Origin of the sequence: Pseudonocardia tropica (genome assembly GCF_040105315.1) — a bacterium.
GTDB classification, from domain to species: domain Bacteria; phylum Actinomycetota; class Actinomycetes; order Mycobacteriales; family Pseudonocardiaceae; genus Pseudonocardia; species Pseudonocardia alni.
In genome coordinates, this window is the sequence record NZ_JBEDNP010000006.1 from 297517 (window position 1) to 317143 (window position 19627).

The 19627-nt window shown below is 71.8% G+C and carries 14 protein-coding genes and 7 tRNA genes; 13 read left to right on the forward strand and 8 right to left on the reverse strand.

The features are described 5' to 3' along the window. Positions 1-549: 549 nt before the first annotated feature. A complete protein-coding gene (locus WHI96_RS12940; RefSeq protein WP_345648713.1) occupies positions 550-1860 on the reverse strand; it encodes a dienelactone hydrolase family protein in 1311 nt (436 codons plus the stop codon). Positions 1861-2288: 428 nt separating this feature from the next. Here WHI96_RS12940 and WHI96_RS12945 point away from each other — a divergent pair, with 428 nt between their 5' ends. After that, positions 2289-3212, forward strand: coding sequence for an alpha/beta fold hydrolase (locus WHI96_RS12945; RefSeq protein WP_345648710.1), 924 nt, complete (start codon positions 2289-2291; stop codon positions 3210-3212). Positions 3213-3241: 29 nt separating this feature from the next. On the opposite strand, the gene WHI96_RS12950 is transcribed toward WHI96_RS12945, so the two are convergent. Both WHI96_RS12950 and WHI96_RS12955 read right to left on the reverse strand, forming a co-directional pair. Further along, complete coding sequence (locus WHI96_RS12950; protein ID WP_345648707.1) at positions 3242-3988, reverse strand: dienelactone hydrolase family protein; 747 nt, start codon at positions 3986-3988, stop codon at positions 3242-3244. A 1291-nt stretch (positions 3989-5279) separates the two neighbouring features. Then, complete coding sequence (locus tag WHI96_RS12955; RefSeq protein ID WP_345648705.1) at positions 5280-6419, reverse strand: hypothetical protein; 1140 nt, start codon at positions 6417-6419, stop codon at positions 5280-5282. Positions 6420-6622: 203 nt separating this feature from the next. On the opposite strand from WHI96_RS12955, the gene WHI96_RS12960 reads away from it, so the two are divergent. From WHI96_RS12960 to WHI96_RS12980, 5 genes are read left to right on the forward strand one after another with little or no spacing between them, the layout of a single operon-like run. Then, positions 6623-9607, forward strand: a complete 2985-nt coding sequence (locus WHI96_RS12960) for a PD-(D/E)XK nuclease family protein (RefSeq protein WP_345648702.1) — start codon at positions 6623-6625, stop codon at positions 9605-9607. After that, on the forward strand, positions 9604-12789 hold the full coding sequence (locus WHI96_RS12965) for a UvrD-helicase domain-containing protein (RefSeq protein ID WP_345648699.1): 3186 nt from the start codon (positions 9604-9606) through the stop codon (positions 12787-12789). The genes WHI96_RS12960 and WHI96_RS12965 overlap by 4 nt, the downstream gene beginning before the upstream one ends. Next, entirely contained in the window at positions 12786-13694 is a 909-nt protein-coding gene (locus WHI96_RS12970) for a hypothetical protein (protein WP_345648697.1), read from the forward strand. The genes WHI96_RS12965 and WHI96_RS12970 overlap by 4 nt, the downstream gene beginning before the upstream one ends. Beyond that, the gene (locus tag WHI96_RS12975) at positions 13691-14098 is read left to right on the forward strand and encodes a hypothetical protein (RefSeq protein WP_345648694.1); all 408 of its coding nucleotides are present in this window, start codon (positions 13691-13693) and stop codon (positions 14096-14098) included. Before WHI96_RS12970 ends, WHI96_RS12975 begins: the two co-directional genes overlap by 4 nt. Continuing rightward, a complete protein-coding gene (locus tag WHI96_RS12980) occupies positions 14095-14445 on the forward strand; it encodes a hypothetical protein (RefSeq protein ID WP_345648691.1) in 351 nt (116 codons plus the stop codon). The genes WHI96_RS12975 and WHI96_RS12980 overlap by 4 nt, the downstream gene beginning before the upstream one ends. A gap of 234 nt (positions 14446-14679) precedes the next feature. Here the strand turns inward: WHI96_RS12980 and WHI96_RS12985 are convergent. From WHI96_RS12985 to WHI96_RS13000, 4 genes are all read right to left on the reverse strand, one after another. Next, positions 14680-14751, reverse strand: a tRNA-Val gene (locus tag WHI96_RS12985). A 62-nt stretch (positions 14752-14813) separates the two neighbouring features. Beyond that, on the reverse strand, positions 14814-15335 hold the full coding sequence (locus tag WHI96_RS12990; protein ID WP_345648688.1) for a TIGR02611 family protein: 522 nt from the start codon (positions 15333-15335) through the stop codon (positions 14814-14816). A 32-nt stretch (positions 15336-15367) separates the two neighbouring features. Beyond that, the gene (locus WHI96_RS12995; protein WP_345648685.1) at positions 15368-16237 is read right to left on the reverse strand and encodes an anti-sigma factor domain-containing protein; all 870 of its coding nucleotides are present in this window, start codon (positions 16235-16237) and stop codon (positions 15368-15370) included. A 26-nt stretch (positions 16238-16263) separates the two neighbouring features. Next, on the reverse strand, positions 16264-16941 hold the full coding sequence (locus WHI96_RS13000) for an RNA polymerase sigma factor (RefSeq protein ID WP_226357653.1): 678 nt from the start codon (positions 16939-16941) through the stop codon (positions 16264-16266). A 278-nt stretch (positions 16942-17219) separates the two neighbouring features. Between WHI96_RS13000 and WHI96_RS13005 the strand changes: the two genes are divergently transcribed. The 6 genes from WHI96_RS13005 (at position 17220) to WHI96_RS13030 (ending at position 18476) form a co-directional block, all read left to right on the forward strand. Then, positions 17220-17648, forward strand: coding sequence for an SsgA family sporulation/cell division regulator (locus WHI96_RS13005; protein ID WP_020624097.1), 429 nt, complete (start codon positions 17220-17222; stop codon positions 17646-17648). A gap of 153 nt (positions 17649-17801) precedes the next feature. Next, positions 17802-17874, forward strand: a tRNA-Gly gene (locus WHI96_RS13010). Positions 17875-17893: 19 nt separating this feature from the next. After that, a tRNA-Val gene (locus tag WHI96_RS13015) sits at positions 17894-17968 on the forward strand. Between the two features lie 257 nt (positions 17969-18225). Continuing rightward, positions 18226-18298: transfer RNA gene (locus WHI96_RS13020), tRNA-Gly, on the forward strand. Positions 18299-18328: 30 nt separating this feature from the next. Next, positions 18329-18400 (forward strand) — tRNA-Cys (locus WHI96_RS13025). Position 18401: 1 nt separating this feature from the next. Beyond that, positions 18402-18476, forward strand: a tRNA-Val gene (locus WHI96_RS13030). 67 nt (positions 18477-18543) lie between these two features. Here the strand turns inward: WHI96_RS13030 and WHI96_RS13035 are convergent. Beyond that, complete coding sequence (locus WHI96_RS13035; protein WP_345648678.1) at positions 18544-19290, reverse strand: SDR family oxidoreductase; 747 nt, start codon at positions 19288-19290, stop codon at positions 18544-18546. A 114-nt stretch (positions 19291-19404) separates the two neighbouring features. Here WHI96_RS13035 and WHI96_RS13040 point away from each other — a divergent pair. After that, positions 19405-19480 (forward strand) — tRNA-Gly (locus WHI96_RS13040). The last annotated feature ends 147 nt before the right edge of the window (positions 19481-19627 follow it).

Consider the following 19627-nt stretch of genomic DNA (forward strand, 5'->3'; position numbering starts at 1 on the left):
GTCGGACGCATTCCGGCACATTCTTCCGTTACGCAACATTGCATTGCGCATCGCAATTACCCGACCGAAGGTGTGACCAGTGCCACATTACCGGACTGCTGCGAGCCCGTGAGCAGCGACAGCACCTCACGGGAGCGCGTCGAAGCCGACCGGTGAGACGAGCGCCGTCCCACGTCGTGGAACCCGCCCACCACGACGCGGGACCACCCGTCGCGCACTGTTCGGCGCCCCGCGCGCATTCACCGCTGCTTTTCTCGCGGAAATGCCCGACATGCTGGTGGCGATTTTCCCCGCCCTGGGACGCCGACTCCGACGCCGCGTCGACCTGGTTTTCAACGGCAACCGGAAATGGACCGGAATCGAATCGGAAACAGTGCACGGACACCGCCGGCGTGCGCTCCACCTGCGGGACCGCGGGATCGCGGCGCGGCCGACCCCGCCGCCACGGACGACGGCGCGCCTCCACGGGACGTCAAACGCTCGACGTGTTTATTTCAGGAAGATCGCCTGAAACGGTCATTCGAGTACGGTCGTACCAATCGTGGGCGGTCAGCGCGGTGACGCCTGTGTGAACAGATCGCCCTTCAGGTAGATGTTCCAGTCGGCCGCCTTGAGGCCGTGCCCGCCGGAGCGCAGGTGGTAGCTCATCGCCGGCCCGGAGAAGGCCGTGTCGGTGGTGGGCTTCCAGCCCGTCGTGCCCAGGCCGTTGTCGCCGAGGCCGTACAGGGCGTAGATCTCGCTCGCCGCCTCGTAGGCGAGGAACTCGCCCTCCGGGTCGGCGTTCGAGTCGTCGTCGGCGCTGGCGATCACCAGCTTGCGCGGCGCGACCAGCCCCATCAGCTCGTGCTGGTCGACGGGCAGCTCGTCGACCTTGTTCCCGTAGGCCTGGTAGGTCTTCGGGAACCAGTACGGGAAGGAGCTGTTGACCCGCGACACCGTCTCGGCACCCACTCCCCCGTCGCCGCGGCGGGCGAGCTTCGCGCCGGTGGACCCCGAGTTGTTGGAGATGACCGCGGCGAAGCGCGGGTCCTGGGCGCCGGCCCAGAGCGCTGCCTTGCCGCTGCGGGAGTGCCCGATGACCGCGATCTTCGACGGGTCGATGTCCTTGTCGGTCTGCAGGTAGTCCATCGCCCGGCTCGCACCCCAGGCCCAGGCGGCGACGGCCCGGCCCGCGTCGTCGGGCAGGTCGCTCCCGGACGGGTGGAACAGATTGATCATCTTGCTGCGGTAGCTGCCGCTGTCGTCCGGGGCGATGTCGTTGGCGTCGATCTGGGCGAAGGCGTACCCGGCCTTCGTGATCGTCGAGACCGGCGCGTAGTCCGAGGACTGCCCCGGGTCGTCGGAGACCGAGCCGCGGTGGTCGATCATGAGGAAGGTGCCGCGCGGGGTCTTGCCCGTCGGGACGAACAGCCGCAGTGTGAACTTCCCGGTGCCCTCCGGCCCGGTGATGCCGATCGTGACCTTCTTGAGGGTGACGTCACCGTCGTCGCTGGTCCGCACGTCGAAGGTCTGTTTGGTCGGCTTGGGCAGCGGCTGGCCGTAGACGTTCTCGCGGAACGCCGCCAGCAGCTCCGCGCGCCGGGTCCCCTCCCACCGGGCGACGTCGGTGACGCCGGTGCCGTCGAGCATGCGCAGCGGGTTCGGGTACTGCGCGCCGTCGATGGTCACCGTCGCCGCGACGGACAGGCCCGCCGCCGGGACCGACGTGTAGGCGGCGTGTGCGACCGGCGTGGCCGTGGCCCCCACCGCGCCCACGCACCCGGCCGCGGCGACCGCGCCGACGACGAACAGCGACGTCGCCGTCCTCGCGACGGGGTGCAGGACGCGACGACGGCTGCGCGGGCTGATCGGCGTGGACACGGCCCGGACGCTACCGAGGCGGGGACCCTCTGCAACCGCGGTTGCCGGTATCACGTCGATCGGGGGACACGATCACACACCTAACGTGTGACTCCTGCCGTCACCGGTGTTGCCGCAGGTGACGGCGGGGTACGACGGGTCGGCGGGGGCCCGGAGGGGGTCGCGCCGACGTTCGCGGGTGCGAACCGTCGGGGCCTCGGCGCGGTGCCGCCGGTGCCGAGGTCGTGCTGCCCGTCCGCAACGCCGCGGCGGGCGCCGCCGCCCGCCGGGTGTGGGACATGTCGCAGCAGCGGGCCGGGGTGTCGTTCGACGGCGCCGCCACCCCCTGACAACCCCCCTCGCCGACGTCTCCAGGACACCGGCGGACCCCACCGCCGCGGGCCCGTGCGGAGGGGGATCATGGAGGCGTCGACGTACGGAGGTGCCCAGTGGCGGACCAGTCCCCCCAGGAGCGCGAGATCCTGCTGCACGGACAGCGTGTGAGCTACCGCGAGACCGGCCGCGGCGAGGGCCCGACGGTCCTGCTCGTGCACGGTCTGGCCTCCAGCTCGCGCACCTGGGCCCCCGTGTTCGACGCCTTCGACGGCGGGCTGCACGTCATCGCCCCGGACCTGCTCGGCCACGGGGCCAGCGAGGCACCGCGCAGCGGCGACTACTCCCTGGGCGGCTACGCGACCGGGCTGCGGGACCTGCTGGCGGCGCTCGACGTCGACGGGGCGACGATCGTCGGCCACTCGTTCGGCGGCGGCGTCGCGATGCAGTTCGCCCACCAGTTCCCGGAGTTCACCGAGCGCGTCGTGCTCGTGTCCTCCGGCGGTCTCGGCCACGACCTGACCCTCGCGCTGCGCGCAGCGAGCCTGCCGGGCACCGAGCTGGTGCTCCGCTCGGCGGCGTCGCTGACCCCGCCGTGGATGCGCCGCGCCGCGCACCGGCTGGCCCACCGCGTCGGCACCGCGCCGCGCTCGGACATCGACGGTGTGCACACCGCGCTGGAGGCCTTCGCCGACCGCGGCACCCGCGGCGCGTTCGTCCAGACCGCGCGGGGTGCGCTGGAGCCGTCCGGCCAGCGCCTCGACGGGGCGCAGCGCCTGCACCTGCTCGAGGAGGTGCCCGTGCTGCTGGTCGGCGGGAACCGCGACCGGGTCATCCCGCTCGCCCACACCCTCGCCGCGCACGACCGGCTGCCCGACAGCCGGCTGGAGGTCTTCGACGACGCGGGGCACTTCCCGCACGCCGAGCAGCCGGACCGCTTCGTGGCGCTCCTGCGGGACTTCGTCGAGGGGACGGCACCGGCCGAGGGCGGCCGGGACGCGCTGCGCCGCCGGATCCTGGGGCTCCCCCGGGTCGGCTGACCCGGCCCGCACGTCGAGCCCCCGACCGCTCACCCCAGGTGCCGGGCCAGGAACCTGGCCACGTCGGCGCCCTCGAAGGCGGGGACGCCGGTGTGCCCGCCGGTGTTGGCGTGCAGCGTCTTCTCACGACTGCCGAGGGCGTCGAACAGGTCCAGGGCGTGTTGCCGGTCGTTGCCCTCGTCGTCCCACTGGAGCAGCACCAGCAGCGGGACGGTGACCGTCCGGGCCTCCTCGACGATCGCGCGGGGTACGTAGCTCCCGGCGAACAGGACCGCGGCCGCGATGCGCGGCTCGACCACGGCCATCCGGACGCCGAGCGAGATGATCCCGCCCGACCAGGCGACCGGCCCGCACAGGTCCGGCCGGGCGAGCAGTGCGTCCAGCGCGGCCCGCCACTCCGGGGCCGCCTGCTCGACCAGCGGGAGGACGAGCCGGTCGACGACGTCGTCGGGCACCGGCTCGCCGGCCAGGACGGCGCGTCGCAGGTCGGCGCGGGCCCGGTCGGCCTCGGGGTGGCGGGGCCGGTCGCCGGCCCCCGGGAGCTCGAGGGTCGCCGCGGCGAATCCGGCCGCCACGCAGGACCGGGCCCGGGCGAGCAGCCGGGGGTGCATCCGGCGCAGGTCGCCGGGGTGGCCGAGGAGGACCAGCGGGGACGGGACGGTCGCGGCGACCGGGGTCGTCGCGACGGCCGGGGTCCAGAGGATGCCGGGGACGTCGTCGAGGGTGAACGCCGTCTCGACCAGGTCGTCGTGGCGCTGTTCGGTGTGGAGTCGCATGGTCGTGCCCTTCGTGAGAGGGCGCTCCCGGGCGACCTACCGCCCGGCCGTGTCCCCGGAGGGGAGCACCCGGCTGTCTGCTGCGGTCACGGGTCCCACCTCCTCGGTTCGGTGCACGGCTGCGGGCACGGTAGTGCGGGCCGTGGGTGGTCGGCCACCGGGTTTCCGTGGCCGAGAACGGTTCAGTCCCCGGTGCCGGACGGGCCCCCGGCCGCCGGGACGGGCGGGGGACGCCGAGGCGCTCCGCGACGCGGCGCGCGGTCCGCTCGCGGCTCGCGGTGAGGTCCCCCTGGGCCTCCCGCGCCCGGGCCGGCACCTCCGGGGGCGCCGTGTCCGGGGTGCCGGCGTCGAACGGGGGCTCCGGGGCGTACTGCATGCCCAGCTGCACGACTCGGCCGCCCGCCGCCCGCGCAGCCCGGCCGCGAACCGGAGCGCGCCGTCGATACCGGGCGTGACCCCGCCGGCGAACACCCACGCGTCGTCGACGACGACCCGGCGGTCGTCGCGGACCGCGCCGGCTCGGCGATGGTCCGGTCGGGGAGCACCCGGAGCCCGCGCACATCGCGGACCGGGCCGTCGGCGGCCCCGTGCACTGCGCATCATTCGTGCTCGACGACGGTCGCGGCGGGGACCGAAAGCGGGGCAACCGCAGTGTGGGCAGCACCGAAGTGTTCGGAACCACCCGATCACCAGTCGACCACGCAGCGACCACCCGAGAGCGCTTTTCCTGCCTCAACCGGATTCATCCACCGATGCGACATGCCCGCCAGCAGATCATCTACTTGGAGCACCACGCGGGGCCGCAAGATCGTGCAGCATCACCAGCACCCATCGGTCCGGACGCCATCCTTCGGCCGCGGCCGAGGAGGTCCGAACGCTCCGAGGAGAGCGTCAACGTCGGCGGCGCCGGCGATGGCCACCACGGCCGGCGGAACAGGCCGGGCGGCGACAACCTGGCGGGGAGCCGGAAGCCCCTCCTCTCGGCCGAACAGCGTGAACGGTGTCGGCGGGTGCCGTAGATCGTGCAGCCGCCCACCGCCCCACTGTGGGATCGAGCATCGCGACCGCGTCTGCGCTCCGGACGATGATCACCGAATGGGTGCCGGTCGCTCCCTTCGATCACGACGACCTGACGGCGTATCGCAGCAAGCGCCTATAGTTGATCTCGATTATCACTGATCGGCCGACCCAGACCGCTCCTTCAGTCGGAATGCTTGTCGACGGCCGGATCGGATCCCCTCTCTGGCCTGGCTTGCGTATACTTCGCCGTGAACAGGAACAGACGCGCCCCTCAAGCCAATGCTTGAATTGCTTGGTCCATCAGCTGACGCGCCTGTTCGATCTGCCCTTCGCTCGTCAGCGAGAACTCGAGATCCCCGTTTCCCCAGTGGCCGATGTCCGACACGTCGCGCATAGAGCTGTCGTCCCAGTGCGGCACCGAGACGGGGTCGAGCTTGAGATGGAGAACGACCCGATCGTTGCGGATCTGCGCCGATCCTAGGGACTTCTTCCCTCGAAAGTAGTTGACTGCCACCTTCCCGACGCGTCGGGACATCTCTGCACTGCTCGACATCAGGTAGGTGTCGATCGACTCCCAGAGCTCGCGCATCGCCCGAGCCTTACCTGACAGATGCCAGTCCAGGTCATAGGCGCCCGGTTTCTTCCCGACTTCGGACAGTGTCAACGGCGACGGCTGCGCCGATCGCGACGGCGAAGTCGGAACGGCTGGCGAAGTCGAAACCGTCGGAGCGTCGACGTCCAGGCCGACCGAGACCGGCGCCGCATCGAGAACTCGAGCCAGGCTGTCTCGGAGCAACGGGCCGGCGACTGCGGGCGCACCCACCTTCTCGGTGATCATGCCAAGAAGGGCCTCTGGCGGATCAGCTGCGAGGGCCGACAGCGCAGACCGGATCCGCGAGTCGGTGAAGACCCGCTCTCCGTACTCGTCCAGCCTGCCCATCGACACCTCGCGATGAGCGATTCTGCCAAGCTGTTCCAGCTTGCGTGCGATCGGCTGTGGGTCGTCGAGATCCACCTCGAATAGCAGCTTCTCGTCCATCGGAGCAACCTCGTTGGACTTGAAAACACGGTACCGTCGACCATTGGTGAGCACGCACCACACGACCCCGCTGTTATTGGCATAATTCACCGCCTGGGCGATGAACTTCTTGTCCGACAGATTCCCGGACAGCGACTTGGCCTCAACGAAGACGCGTGGCGTGCCGTCGATTTTGAGGGCATAGTCTAGAAATGTGCCGTCGTAGATCTGCACTTCGCGTTCAACGGCATCGATGTCCGTCGTATCCCAGCCAAGCGCCTTCAGGACCGGCTCGATGACCAACGCCTTGGTGTTCGCTTCGTTCGCAGCCTTCTTCACCACCAGGCTCGCGGCTGCGAGTAGCGCCTTCTCCACCGCTTCGGAGACGTTCACGCGTGCCAGTGTGACGGATCGGATTCGAGGTCTGTCAGGACGGTCACACGGTCAGGCGGTTCTCGAGCTCGGCACGGGCGAGGGGGCCTGTCCCATCTCAGAGCCGGACAGCGGGGCTCACGGCGTGGCTGATCGGACCCGGCCCAGGACCTGCTCGCAAAGCGTTCTAGGCTCTGCAACCTCCGCTCCCCACGGAGGTACGCATGGCGCGCACCCGGCGCACCACCTCGTTCGGCGCCCCGGCCTACCGGGCGCTGGTCGATCTCGTCCGAGCTGTGAAGGGCGCTGATCCGCTGCGCCGGATCACCGTCGTGGTGCCATCCGAGCGGGTCGGTGTCGCGGCGCGACGGGCCGTGGCCCGTGGTGGCGGCAGTCCGGGCGTGGCGGCGCTGCAGGTCGTCACCCTGCGCCGGCTGGCCGAGTCGTTGGCCGCGGCAGAGTTGGTCTCCGCCGGTCGGCGCCCGCTGACCGGGGCTCGGCTCGCCGCGGCCGTCCGCGACGTCCTCGTCGAGGAGCCGGGTGTGTTCGAGCCGGTCGCCGGGCACGTCGGTACGCTGCGCGCCATCGTCGAAGCCCACCGGGATCTACGGGAGGTCGCGCCGGGGGCGTCCGAGCGCATTCCGGCGGGCGAGGCTGTCGCGGCCGATGCGGCCCGTGTGCACGCGGCGCTGCTCGGCCGGGTCCGGGCCGATGGTTACGACGAAGTCGACCTGCTGGACTCCGCGACACAGAAGACGCACCGGATCCGCGAGGCCGTCGTCGCGTTCCTGCCCCGTGACCTGACCCCGCCGGAGCAGGCGCTGTTGGAGTCGGTGGCGGCGAACGGCGAGCTGCACGTGATCGACGGAGTGATCGATCCGGCGGTTGTCGCGGATCGGGTGGTGCATGCCTCCGATCCCGATGACGAGGTCCGCTCCGCCGTGCGCGACGTCGTTGAGGCTCTTCGCGCCGGGACGCCGGGTCACCGCATCGCGGTCCTGCACACCGCCACGGACCCCTACGCCCGGTTGCTGCACGACCACCTCTCGCGCGCCGGCGTGACGTTCTTCGGCCGTGGGGTCCGGACGACCGTGGAGACCCGCTTCGGACGCGGTCTGCTGCGGATGCTGGAGCTGCCCGGACACGGGTTCCGGCGTGACGAGGTGATCGGTTGGCTCACCGACGCCCCCGTGCGCCATGACGGCGAGCGGGTGCCGGCGTCGCGATGGGACCGGATCTCCCGGACCGCCGCTGTGGTGCGGTGGGCCCCTTCGGGAGGTTGGGACGGCCTGACACGGTTCGCGGCAGAACGGCGGGAAGCTGCAACGGGCGCCGAATCAGCACGCGCGGAGAGGCTGCGCCGGGACGCTGACGACGCGGAGACTCTGTTCTCGTTCGTCGGTGACCTGCGCGATCGGCTCGGGCGTTGTGCGACCGCGACGACGTGGTCCCAGCTCGGGATCGAGCTGACCGAGCTGTGGACGTCGACCGTGGCCGGGGAGGACACCGACGCCTTGGCACCGGACGAGGCCCGTGCGGTGGCGCGTATCAGCGCCGCGGTCGACGGGCTCTGCGCGCTGGGGGACGGAGCGCCGAGTATCGCGACGGCGCGGGAGCTGCTGGAGATGCAACTCGCCGAGGACACCGACCGGGTCGGGTCGATCGGGACCGGGGTACACGTCGGACCGCTGTCCGACGGGTTCGGCGAGGACGTGGACCACGTCATCATGCTCGGTGTCGCCGAGGGGCTGCTGCCCGGGCGACACATCGACGATCCGCTGCTGCCCGACCGCGTCCGGGACCTGCTCGGTCTGCCGACCGCGGTCGAGCACGCCCGGCGACGTCACCGTGACCTGCTCGCCGCACTCGCCGCCGCCCCGGCCGGCGGCCGGACCCTGAGCTTCCCCCGCGGTGATCTGCGGGGCGGCGGCATGCGGGTGCCGTCGCGGTGGCTGCTGCCCACGCTGCGTGTGCTGAGCGGAGACGAATCTGTCAGCAGTCGCTCGTGGGAGCGCGCCGTCCCGGGTGTCGAGGAGCGGCCGTCCTACACCGGTTCCGTGCTCGGGCGGGGTGAGCCGGCGACTGCGCAGGAGTGGCGCCAACGCGCCGTCGCCGCCCGGGAGCGCCTGGCCGACCCGGTCCTGGACCGGGCGGTGGTTGTGCGGTCCGCGCGGGCGGAGGCGCGGTTCGGCCCGTTCGACGGTGACCTCTCCGACGCCGACCTCCCCGCCCCCGATGCGGTGTCACCGATCTCGGCGACCGCGCTGGAGACCTGGGCGCGCTGCCCGTTCGGCTACTTCGTCTCCCGGGTGCTGCGCGCCGCGGCACCGGTGCAGCCCGAGGACGTGGTGACGTTGTCGCCGCTGGTCCGCGGCGACATCGTGCACCGCACGCTGCACCGCCTGGTCTCGACCGCCGCGGAGCAGGGCTGGCTCCCGGACCCCGACCAGGCGTGGCCGGAGCGGACCCGGGACGTGCTCGAGGAGCTCGCCGGGCAGGAGTTCGCCCGGGCCGAGTCGGCCGGGGTCACCGGCGCCGCGCTGCTCTGGCGCGACGATCAGAGCTCGATCCTGGAGGACCTGAGGGCCTGGATCGGGCACGACGATGCGCTGCGCCGCGGCGGGGACCTGCGCCCGGCGGCGACCGAGTGGGAATTCGGCGGCGACGACCGGCCCACCGCGCTCACACTGCCCGGCGGGCGGGCTCTGCGGCTGCGTGGTGCGGTCGATCGGATCGACCGCGACGCACGCGACCGGATCGTCGTCACCGACTACAAGACCGGGCGCCGGCCCTCCTCGTCCGACACCGACCCGTGGGAGGGCGGGCGGAAGCTGCAGCTCCCTCTCTACGCCCTGGTCGCGGCCGAGCAGCTCGGTCATCCCCACGGTGAGCCGGTCCGGGCGGGGTACTGGTACGTGACCGGGCGTGAGAGCTTCGAACGGACCGAGGTGGTGATCGACGACGCCCGCCGCGCCGATGCCCTGGCCACGGTCGGCGCGATCGTCGACGGCATCACCGGCGGCTTCTTCGCACCCCGCCCCTCCGGCGCCCAGCACTACCTCGGCCGGACCCGCGTCGACTGCCCGGCGTGTGAACCCGACGGGCTCGGCGAACGCGTCGACGGCGAGGACTGGGCCCGACTCGCCGCCGACAACCGGCTCGCCGCCCTTCCGTCCGTCCGCTCACTGCTGTTCGGGGAGGACGCATGACCTCGACTGCCGTCAGGACCACGCCGGCGGATCAGGACGCCCGCAACCGGATCCGCGATGACCTGGCCACGTCGCTGTTCGTCGAGGCCGGGGCCGGATCGGGCAAGACCAGGAGCCTCGTCGCCCGGATCGCCGCGCTCGTCGAGTCCGGCGTGCCGATGACGGCGATCGCGGCGATCACCTTCACCGAGAAGGCCGCCGCCGAGCTTCGCGACCGCCTCCGCGACAAGCTCGAACAGCAGGGGCAGGAACGTGCCGTCGACGAGCTCGACGGCGCCGCGATCGGCACCCTGCACGCCTTCGCCCGGCGGATCCTGTCCGAACACGCCATCGAAGCCGGGCTGCCGCCGCTGATCGAAGTGCTCGACCAGGTCGGCTCCCAGGTCGCGGTCGACCGGCGGTTCGACGAGCTGCAGACCGAACTCCTCGATGACTCGCAGATGGCCTCGACGCTGCGGCTGGCCTTCGCCTCCGGCCTCAGGCTCGCCCACCTGCGCGAGCTCTACCAGGATTTCGACGGCGAGTGGGACCTCGTCGAGGAACGGGTGGACACGACCCTGCCGCCGGCGCCCCGGCCACGCATCGACGACCTGCGGCTGCGGGCCCGGGAGCTGTCCACACAACGGACCCGCTGCGCCGACCCGACCGACAAGCTCGCCCAACGCCTGGCCGAACTCGAAGACTGGGCAGACCGCGCCGACGTCGCCGACGAGGCCCGCATCCTCACCTGCCTGCGGACCGTGCCCGCAAAGAGCAAGGTGGGCCAGGCCGTGAACTGGGGTGGCCGGGACGGCGTCGAGGCCGTCCGCGACGACTACTCGACCTGGCGCACCGACGTGCTCGACCGCTACCACCAGGTGATCGACCAGGTACTGCGTCGGCTCGCGGCATGGACCGCGGCCCGGGTGCTGACCGGCGCCGAGCAGCGCCGCACCGAAGGACGCCTCCGGTTCCACGATCTCCTCGTCCTGGCCCGGCGCCTCGTCCGCGACAACCCCGACGCCCGGGCCACTCTGCAGCACCGCTACCGCAAGCTTCTGCTCGACGAGTTCCAGGACACCGACCGGATCCAGATCGAGATCGCCCTGCGCATCGCCGGGGGCGCCGGCGCGGACGCCGCGGACTGGCGTGACCTCGTTCCCCCACCCGGCTCGGTGTTCGCGGTCGGCGACCCCAAGCAGTCGATCTACCGTTTCCGCCGGGCCGACATCGCGACCTATCTCGACGCCCGCGACATACTCGACGACCGGGTCGAGCTCACCACCAACTTCCGTTCCTCCCGAGCCATCCTCGACTGGGTCGACGCCACGTTCGCACCGCTGATCACCGAGCAGCCCGGGGCCCAGCCCGCCTTCGTCGCGCTGAAGCCACGCCCCGGCGCCGAGGACGGCGACCCGGTGCTCGTCCTCGGCGCGCCGGAACACACCGGCGTCTCCGCCACCGACATCCGGGCCGCCGAGGCCCGCGACGTCGCGGCGCTGATCACGACCGCGCTGTGCGAAGGACACCCGGTGCGCGACGACTCCGCCCCCTCCGGCACCGGGACCCGGGCGGTGCAGGCGCAGGACATCGCGATCCTGGTGCCCACCCGCACCTCCATCCTCGGTCTGGAGGAGGAACTCGACCGCCTCGGGATCTCCTACCGCACCGAGGCCGCGACCTTCGTCTACTCCGCGAACGAGGTCCGGGAAGTCATGCTCTGCCTGCGCGCCGTCGACGACCCCTCCGACGAGCTCGCGATCGTCTCGACCCTGCGCAGCACCCTGTTCGGATGCTCCGACACCGAGCTCTTCCACTGGCGTAACGCCGGAGGCTCCTGGAACCCGTTCGCTACGGCGCCGGACGGACAGCGGGAGACCCGGGCCGCCGGCGCGATGTCCGTCCTCGCAGGCTGGTCCCGGGGACGGTCGCGCCGCACACCGGCCGAGCTGCTCGACGAGATCCTCGACACCCGCCGGGTCCTCGAGGCCGCCGTCGGCGGGCCCCGCTACCGCGAGACCTGGCGGCGGCTTCGCTTCGTCGTCGACCAGGCCCGCGCCTGGTCCGAAGCCGAGCGCGGCTCGCTGCGCGAGTACCTGCGCTGGGCAGCCCAACAGGCCGAGGACCGGGCACGGGTCACCGAGACCGTGCTGCCCGAACGCGACGCCTCCGCGGTCCGAATCACCACGGTGCACGCATCCAAGGGGCTCGAGTTCCCGTTCGTCGTGCTCGCCGGACTCGGCTCCCGCCCGGCCAACCGGCGACCGAACGTGCTCTGGCCCGCCACCGGCGGCTACGAACTGCGCTTCGGCGAGGACCGACCCACCACCGGATACGCCGCCGCCGACATCGACGAGCGGGATCTGGAGCGCTGCGAGCGCCGCCGCCTGCTGTACGTCGCCGCCACCCGCGCAACCAGCCGACTCGTCGTATCCCTGCACCGCGCGAAGGGAACGAGCCCGGCCGCCGAACTCGCCGAAGTATGCCCCCAGGAATCCTGGGCGGCGCCGGAGAAGGTGACACCGCTGCCGCGCGCAGACCAGCGCGTCGCAGCGCCCACGGCCTGGGCGGCGTGGATCGACGCCCGGGACCGGGCGCTGGCCGCGGCGCGGCGCCGGGAAGCCGAGTCCGCGACCCACATCGCCCACCGCGACGCTGCGGTAGAGCTACCCACCCTCGTACGGGCCGGCCTGGCCAAACAACCCCGGGACCTGGAACTGCGGCCCTGGCTCAAAGGCCGCTACGGCACCGCGATCGGGCGAGCCGTGCACGGCGTCCTGCAGTCGGTCCCGCTCGACACCGGCGATGGACTCGACGCGCTCGCACAGGCACAGGCCATCGCCGAAGACGTCCCGGGGGCGGCGGGCGAGGTCGCCGCCGCCGTCCGGGCCGCCCTCGCCGCGCCGGTCGTGCGGCGTGCTGCCGCACGCGAGCATTGGCGAGAGACCTACGTCGGTACCGAGATCGACGGAACCCTCGTCGAGGGCTACGTCGACCTGCTCTTCCGCGACATCGACGGGCTCGTCCTTGTCGACTACAAGACCGACCAGGCCGCCGGCGCGCAGGCACTCGCCGCGTACACGACCCAGCTCGAGGTCTACGCGCGGGCGATCGCCGACGCGACCGGCGAACCCGTCGTCCGCCGGGTCCTGGTCTTCCTGCGCCCAGACGGCGCCGTCGAGTACATGGTGGAGGGGTCATGAACGAGGTCCTACGCGTGGTGCGGACGAATCCGGATGGGGGACGCAGCGAGGCCGTCCTCGCCACCGAGGACGGCCGACACATTCTGACCTCTGACGACGGCACCACCCGGGAGCTGCCCGGCCAGAGCCTGGCGGCAGTCTTGAGCGCCGCACCCGAGCTGACCGTTGTCGATGCCGTCACCCGGGTCGACGCCACCTGTGCCGCCCCCGACGTCCGTGCTCAGTTCGTGGACGCCCTGCAGGACGCCGATCCCACGGCACCGTTCGACGAGAGTGCTTGGCCGGCGGGCACCGAGCTCCTGCCCGTCACCGACGAGTGGCCAGCTGCCGACGGGCTGCGTTACCGGTGGATCACCATCGACGGCGCCTACTACCACCTACTCCCCGCCGAGGGCCGCACTCGGGCGGTGCAGGTCGAGGACGGCGAGATCGTGTCCGGCGAAGAAGTCGCATCAGCGAGCTGGGACTTCGAGGGCATCGGCCTGAGCTCTGTCGGTCGCGAGTCGCTACGCATCGTCGGCGGAGACGTCTTGGTGCGCCAGAACCTCGGCGACGACTTCCCCGAGATGGCGGCCGCATCGTTCGACGGAGACGTGATCTCGGCTGTCGTGCGCTGGCTCGACGACCAGACCTATGCCCCCTCCTACCTCCTGCGATCCCTGCCCACGCCCGGCCTGACAGCAGACGAACGATCTGACCTGGGAGATCTAGTGCGTCAGGATGTCGCCGTCTTCGTCGACGGCGAGGTCGTTCTCGACCGCTTGTGCGCCGCCGGGGATCGGAACAAGTTCCGGCGTGCCCTCGCCGACCCCGCCTCCCTTGACGGGGCGCGGACCTACGCCCTGCTGCGCGCGATCATGGCGGGTGAGGAGCCGATGGACGATCTCCTCGGGACGCTTGTATGAGCAGCGGCTGCGACGAGAGCTGCCGCAGCTACGCCGACGGGCACCGGATGCACCACATCCGCTCCCGCCTGACGGGTGAGAGCCCGTGGGGCTGGAGAGACGCCATCGTGACCGGAACCGAGGGCACCTGGCTGACCCTCGACTACGTGACCACCAAGGGCCGTCCCCGCGTCCGACACCATGCGCAACTCGACACGCTGCCGCCCGGCACACCGGTCCGGCTGCACGAACGCTTCCGAGTCCTCGGCTCGCCCACGGGGTGGATCACCGTCGAGATCGAGAACGGCATCGGGCCGGTGCCCGAACCGGAGAATCCGTCGGACTGGGCCGACGCAGTGAGCCCGGGGATCGTCCACCTCCGGACCGGACACGGTCTTTCCACCGACCACCGCACCGAGCGATGACCGAAGGCTCCGGGTCGGAGGCCGCCCTCGGGGACAGCGGCCCGTGGGTCCGGCACCTCGGACTCGCCTGGGCGGCGGTCACGGGGGCGGCCGCCGGCGACCTCGTCATCGGCGACGAACCCACCCCGTCGCGTCCCGGACGTGCTGTCCTGCTCCTCGACGGATGCTCGGGGTGGTACGCCGAACTGCACCGACTCGGCGCAGAACTCCACGACCAACCCGGCGGCCGGTCGTGGCGGGTCGACGTGCTTTGTCGTCCCCTCGGTTGGCTCGGCAACTCGTACGCGACCTGGCTCGTCGACGACGGCGTGCCGCCGAACACGGCGCAGCGTGTGATGGGCCACTAGAGCGTCACCACGACGCCGCAGCTCTATACGCGACGGACCGGAAGAACCACGACCGCATCCTCGACGCCCTGGGCGGCTGGATGCTCGCCGCCGGCGGCCCGGACGACGAGGACCCGGACGACGGGCCGGCCGCGGGAACGGCGGTGCTGCGGTGATCCGGGAATGTTCCCTGAATGTCCCCCGGGAACGACTGAGGCCCAACCCGAATTACTCGGATTGGGCCTCTGACCTGCGTGGGCGATACTGGGATCGAACCAGTGACCTCTTCGGTGTGAACGAAGCGCTCTCCCCCTGAGCTAATCGCCCTCAGCGGTGGAACCAACTCTACACAGCCCGTCCCATCGCCGTTCACGGGGGTCACCCGTGGATCATCGCGGGCCCGTGACCAGGTCCGGTCCCGGTACGGGCACCGGCGGGGGCGGCGGCTGGATCATCGGCAGCAGCGGCGAGTGCAGCCACTGCCAGTGGATCCCCACCCAGCCGCCGGCCGTCTCGAAGATCCCGAACAGCCACGCGCACACCGCGACCGTGCCGAGGATCAGCGTCATCACCAGCAGCTGCACCACGCGGTTCTGGCGGCCCATCCAGGCGACCCAGCCGTCGTAGCGGACACGGACCCAGTGCAGGAGCCGCTGCGCCCAGCCGAACTCGGCGGCGAGCACGCCCAGGCCGAGGAAGATGATCGCCCAGCCGGGGCCCGGCGCGGGCAGCGCGATGATCCCGATGATGACGATCGCGGTGCCGAGGACCCCCATGGTGATGCGGTAGGTCAGGTCCAGCACCGGGTTGCGGGCCACGCGGGCCCGGAACGCGCGGTAGCGGACCTTCGCCCGCCGGTACTTCTTGCGGATGCCGGTGTACCGGCGCCCGGAGGTCGTCCTCCCGGACACCGGCACACCGACGTCGTCCTTCTCCGTCGTACTCAGGTCTCCACCTGCCCGGCCGCGACTACCTTGGTCGGCGCGGGGGGAGCCTCCCTTCCGCGCTCGAGCGAGACGGCGTAGGTCCCGTAGCTCCCGCTGTCGGGCGATTCTACGGACACCGGTCCCGACTGCCCCGCTCGCACGTCGAACGTGCCGACCGCCCGCGGAGTTCCGTCAGCTTTCAGTCCCCAGAGGACGTAGGTCTGGTCCGCGGTCTCGTTGGGGTCCAGGCCCATCGGCATGACCTGCCGCTGTCCGTCCTTCACGACGACCGCGGCGACCATCGGCGCACCCGGCTCGGCGGAGAGGAAGGCGTGCGGCGTCCCGGGCTGCGCGATGGCGGAGAGCACGTCGCGCAGCTCCTGGGCCTGTGCGAGGCTCGCGTCGCGCTCGGCCTGCAGCGACTGCACCTGACCGATCGCCGCTCCCCCGCCCACGATCACCGCGAGTGCGACGGCCGCCGCGACCAGAACCCGTCCGGGGCGGCGCAGCCACCCGTTCCGGGCCGGGCCGCGTCCGGCAGCTCCCGACGGGCGTGTCGCGGGCCCGGTGGACCGCTCGGACCGCGACGGGCGGGCGCGCGACCCCGCGTCGGCGGACGACGCCTCGTCGCGCAGGGCGTGCCGCGGCACCGCGCGGTCGGACTCGCGCCCGACCTGGGGGGTCTGGCGGGCCTGCTCCAGGATCGATTCCCGCAGCGACGGCGGCGGCTCGACCTGCGGCACCGCGCTACCGAGCTCGGTCGTGGTCTCGGCGACGTCCGCGGCGAGCCGTCGGCACTCGTCGCAGCCCTCGAGGTGCTGCACCACCTCGATCTCCTCATCGGGCTCGAGAGCGTGGAGCGCCCACCCGACCGTCTGTTCGTTCATCGGACAGGGCCTCCTCTCGTTGCCGTTCACGACAGCCCTCCTGCCAGGTCTCCCCCGGCCTCCCCGAGCACGGGTCCCAGCAGGTTCCGGAGCTTGGCCACCCCGGTGAACATGCGGGACTTCACGGTGCCGAGCGGCACCCCGGTCATCGCGGCCACCTCGCGTTGGGTGTAGCCGCCGTAGTAGGCCAGCGCGAGGACCTTCCGCTGGTCGGCGGGCAGCTGACCGAGCGCGTCGCGCACCTGGCCCGCGACGAGCGCGCCGATGGCACCCTCGTCGGCGCCCGGGCCGGGCGGGGCGTTCCACTCCGCGCCGTCGTCCGACGCCGGCACGGTGCGGCGCCGGATGGCGCTCTCCCGGCGGACGGCGTCGACGGACTTGTGGTGCACCAGGGTCAGCAGCCAGGTGCCGAAGCGGCCCTTGGCCGGGTCGAAGCGCGACGGGTCGCGCCAGAAGGCCAGGAAGACCTCCTGCACGACGTCCTCGGCCAGACCCTCGTCGGCACAGATGCGTCGTGCGAGGGAGTAGGCCTGACGCCCGAAGCGGTCGTACAGCTCACCCAGTGCGGTCGAGTCGCCGGACACGATCCGTTGCACGAGTCGCGTGTCCCCGGCGTCGTCACGACGCGACGGGTCACGGCGCGCTGCAGGGCCGGCGGCCCGCCCGTGCTCGGGGCGGTCCGGCGGATCGGCGATGCCTGCCACCAGCGTTGTCCTCACGATTGCTGTGTTCGGTGCCCGTACCCGTTCCGGTTCGGACTCCGACGAGAGTAGTCGTTCTGGACTGCACGGCTCACACGCCAGGACGTCGCCAAGCCCGTTCAGCCCTGTCGTCGCACGCAGCGAGTTACACCGTTGTGACTCGATCGGGGGTCATCCCACGGTGATCCACGTTCTTGCGCATCGAACCCGTCACCCCGAGGCCTTCTCTCTCGTTCCCACACTGACGCCCCACGCAACGCCCCCACGAAAGAGGATCACCGATGCGCGACGAGTCCAAGACGATCCGGGCGACGGCCATGTTCGAGCTCATCGCTCCGGACGCGCCTGTCGTGCCCGTGAAGGTCGAGCTGTCCTACACGAGCCGCGACCCCTACGCCGTGCAGGCCTCGTTCAAGACCGGTCACGACACCACGGTCGACTGGGTCTTCGCCCGCGACCTGCTCGGCGACGGGCTGGTCGACTCCGCCGGCACCGGCGACGTCCGGGTGCAGCCGATGAGCGACGACCCGACCCGGATCGAGCTCGAGCTCACCTCGCCCTCGGGCCACGCCCTGTTCACCACCTCCGCGGCGACGCTGTCGGAGTTCCTGCAGGCGACCTACGACGCCGTGCCCGCCGCCGCCGAGTACTCGTGGCTCGACTTCGACGCCGCCCTCGCGGACCTGCTCGACACCACCGCCCGGGACTGACCCGACGTACCCCACCACCGGGCGGAGCCCGTCTCCGCACGTGAGAGGACATCCGGTGGTGGAGAGGGGGCGGTCGGACCCCCCTCGGGGCGGGTGCTAGTGTTCTCTCACCGCACCGCGGACGGGCCTCACGCCCGGGACGCGGTGCACGGTGCGGACGTAGCGCAGCTGGTAGCGCATCACCTTGCCAAGGTGAGGGTCGCGGGTTCGAATCCCGTCGTCCGCTCGGAGACTTCTCTTCCCACGCGCGATTAGCTCAGCGGGAGAGCACTACCTTGACACGGTAGGGGTCACTGGTTCAATCCCAGTATCGCGCACCATCTACCCGGATCCCCGGGGCCGCACATCGGCCCCGGGGATCTCGTTTTTCCGGGTGCGACCCGTCATGACCGGACACGACGACGCGCTCGGCCGAACGCCCGCGGCGCGCTCCCCCGGCCGCGCCCGGCCGTCGTGGCGCCGGTGACCTGTACGGACGATCATCGGGTACCCCCTCGACAGCCGCCACGGACCGTGCGCTACTGTTCTTCCCAACGCACCGGGAACTTGCGGAAACGTCTCGGGAACGGTGCGACATGCGGACGTAGCGCAGCTGGTAGCGCATCACCTTGCCAAGGTGAGGGTCGCGGGTTCGAATCCCGTCGTCCGCTCTGCCGGGCCCCGACAGCAGGCCGGTTTCCGGCGGCGTGGCCGAGTGGCTTAGGCAAGGGCCTGCAAAGCCCTGTACGCGGGTTCGATTCCCGCCGCCGCCTCGCGCGATTAGCTCAGCGGGAGAGCACTACCTTGACACGGTAGGGGTCACTGGTTCAATCCCAGTATCGCGCACCATTCCCGGATCCCCGGGGCCGGATCTCCGGCCCCGGGGATTCTGCTGTCCGGGCCTCCCCCGGGCGGTTCAGCGCACCTGTTCCACCGGGCGCACGAGCATCTCGTTGACCGCCGCGTGCCGCGGGCGGGTCACGATGTAGACGACGGCGTCGGCGATGTCGGCGGGCGCCAACACCCCGCGTTCGCCCTTCGAGGTCGCGTCCGGCGCGTACTGGGCACCCGAGGTCGTCATCTCCGAGGCGACCAGGCCGGGCTCCACGAGGCCGACCCGCACGTGGCGTTCGGCGTACTCCTGGCGCAGCGCCTCGCAGAACGCACCGACCCCGTGCTTGGTGGCCGCGTAGACGTTGCTCTCCGGCGAGGGGACCCGCCGCCCGGCCACCGAGCTGATCGTCACCACGTCGGCGACGCCGCGCGGCCCGCCGGCCGCCGTCGCCAGGTGCGGCAGGGCCGCGTGCGTCGTCGACAGCACGCCCGTGAGATTCACGTCGATCATCGTGCGCCAGTCCGCGACGTCGGCCTCGGCCGCCGGGCCCCAGGACCCGAAGCCGGCGTTGTTGACGAGGACGTCCAGCCCGCCGTGCTGCTCGACCACCGCCGCGACGGCGGCGTGCAGCGCGTCGTCGTCGGTGACGTCCACGGGGTGCACCGACGCCCTCGGCAGCTCCGTCGCCAGCTCCTCGAGGCGCTCCCGGCGCCGGGCCAGCAGCGCCACCGTCGCCCCCTCGGCGGCCAGCGCCCGGGCGGTCGCCTCACCGATACCGCTCGACGCGCCCGTCACGATCACCGTCGTCCCGTCCAACCGTCCGCTCATGACAGCGGTGTACCCGCGGGCTCGGCCACGTAGTGATCATCGCCGGGGGTGCGGCGCGGCGCCCGGGACCGGGTGCGTTATCGTGGATCAGCACGCGCCGGAGACGGTGCGACTGCGGACGTAGCGCAGCTGGTAGCGCATCACCTTGCCAAGGTGAGGGTCGCGGGTTCGAATCCCGTCGTCCGCTCCACATCACCAGGGTCGCCACCCGCTCCGGTGCCGCGCGAACCCGCCCTCCGAGTCGATCACCTGTCCGGTGATTCAGGCCGCCTCGTCGGTGCACAGCCACGCGACCGGCCGGGCCGGGTCGTCGGGCGTGGTGATGCCCGCGACGGCC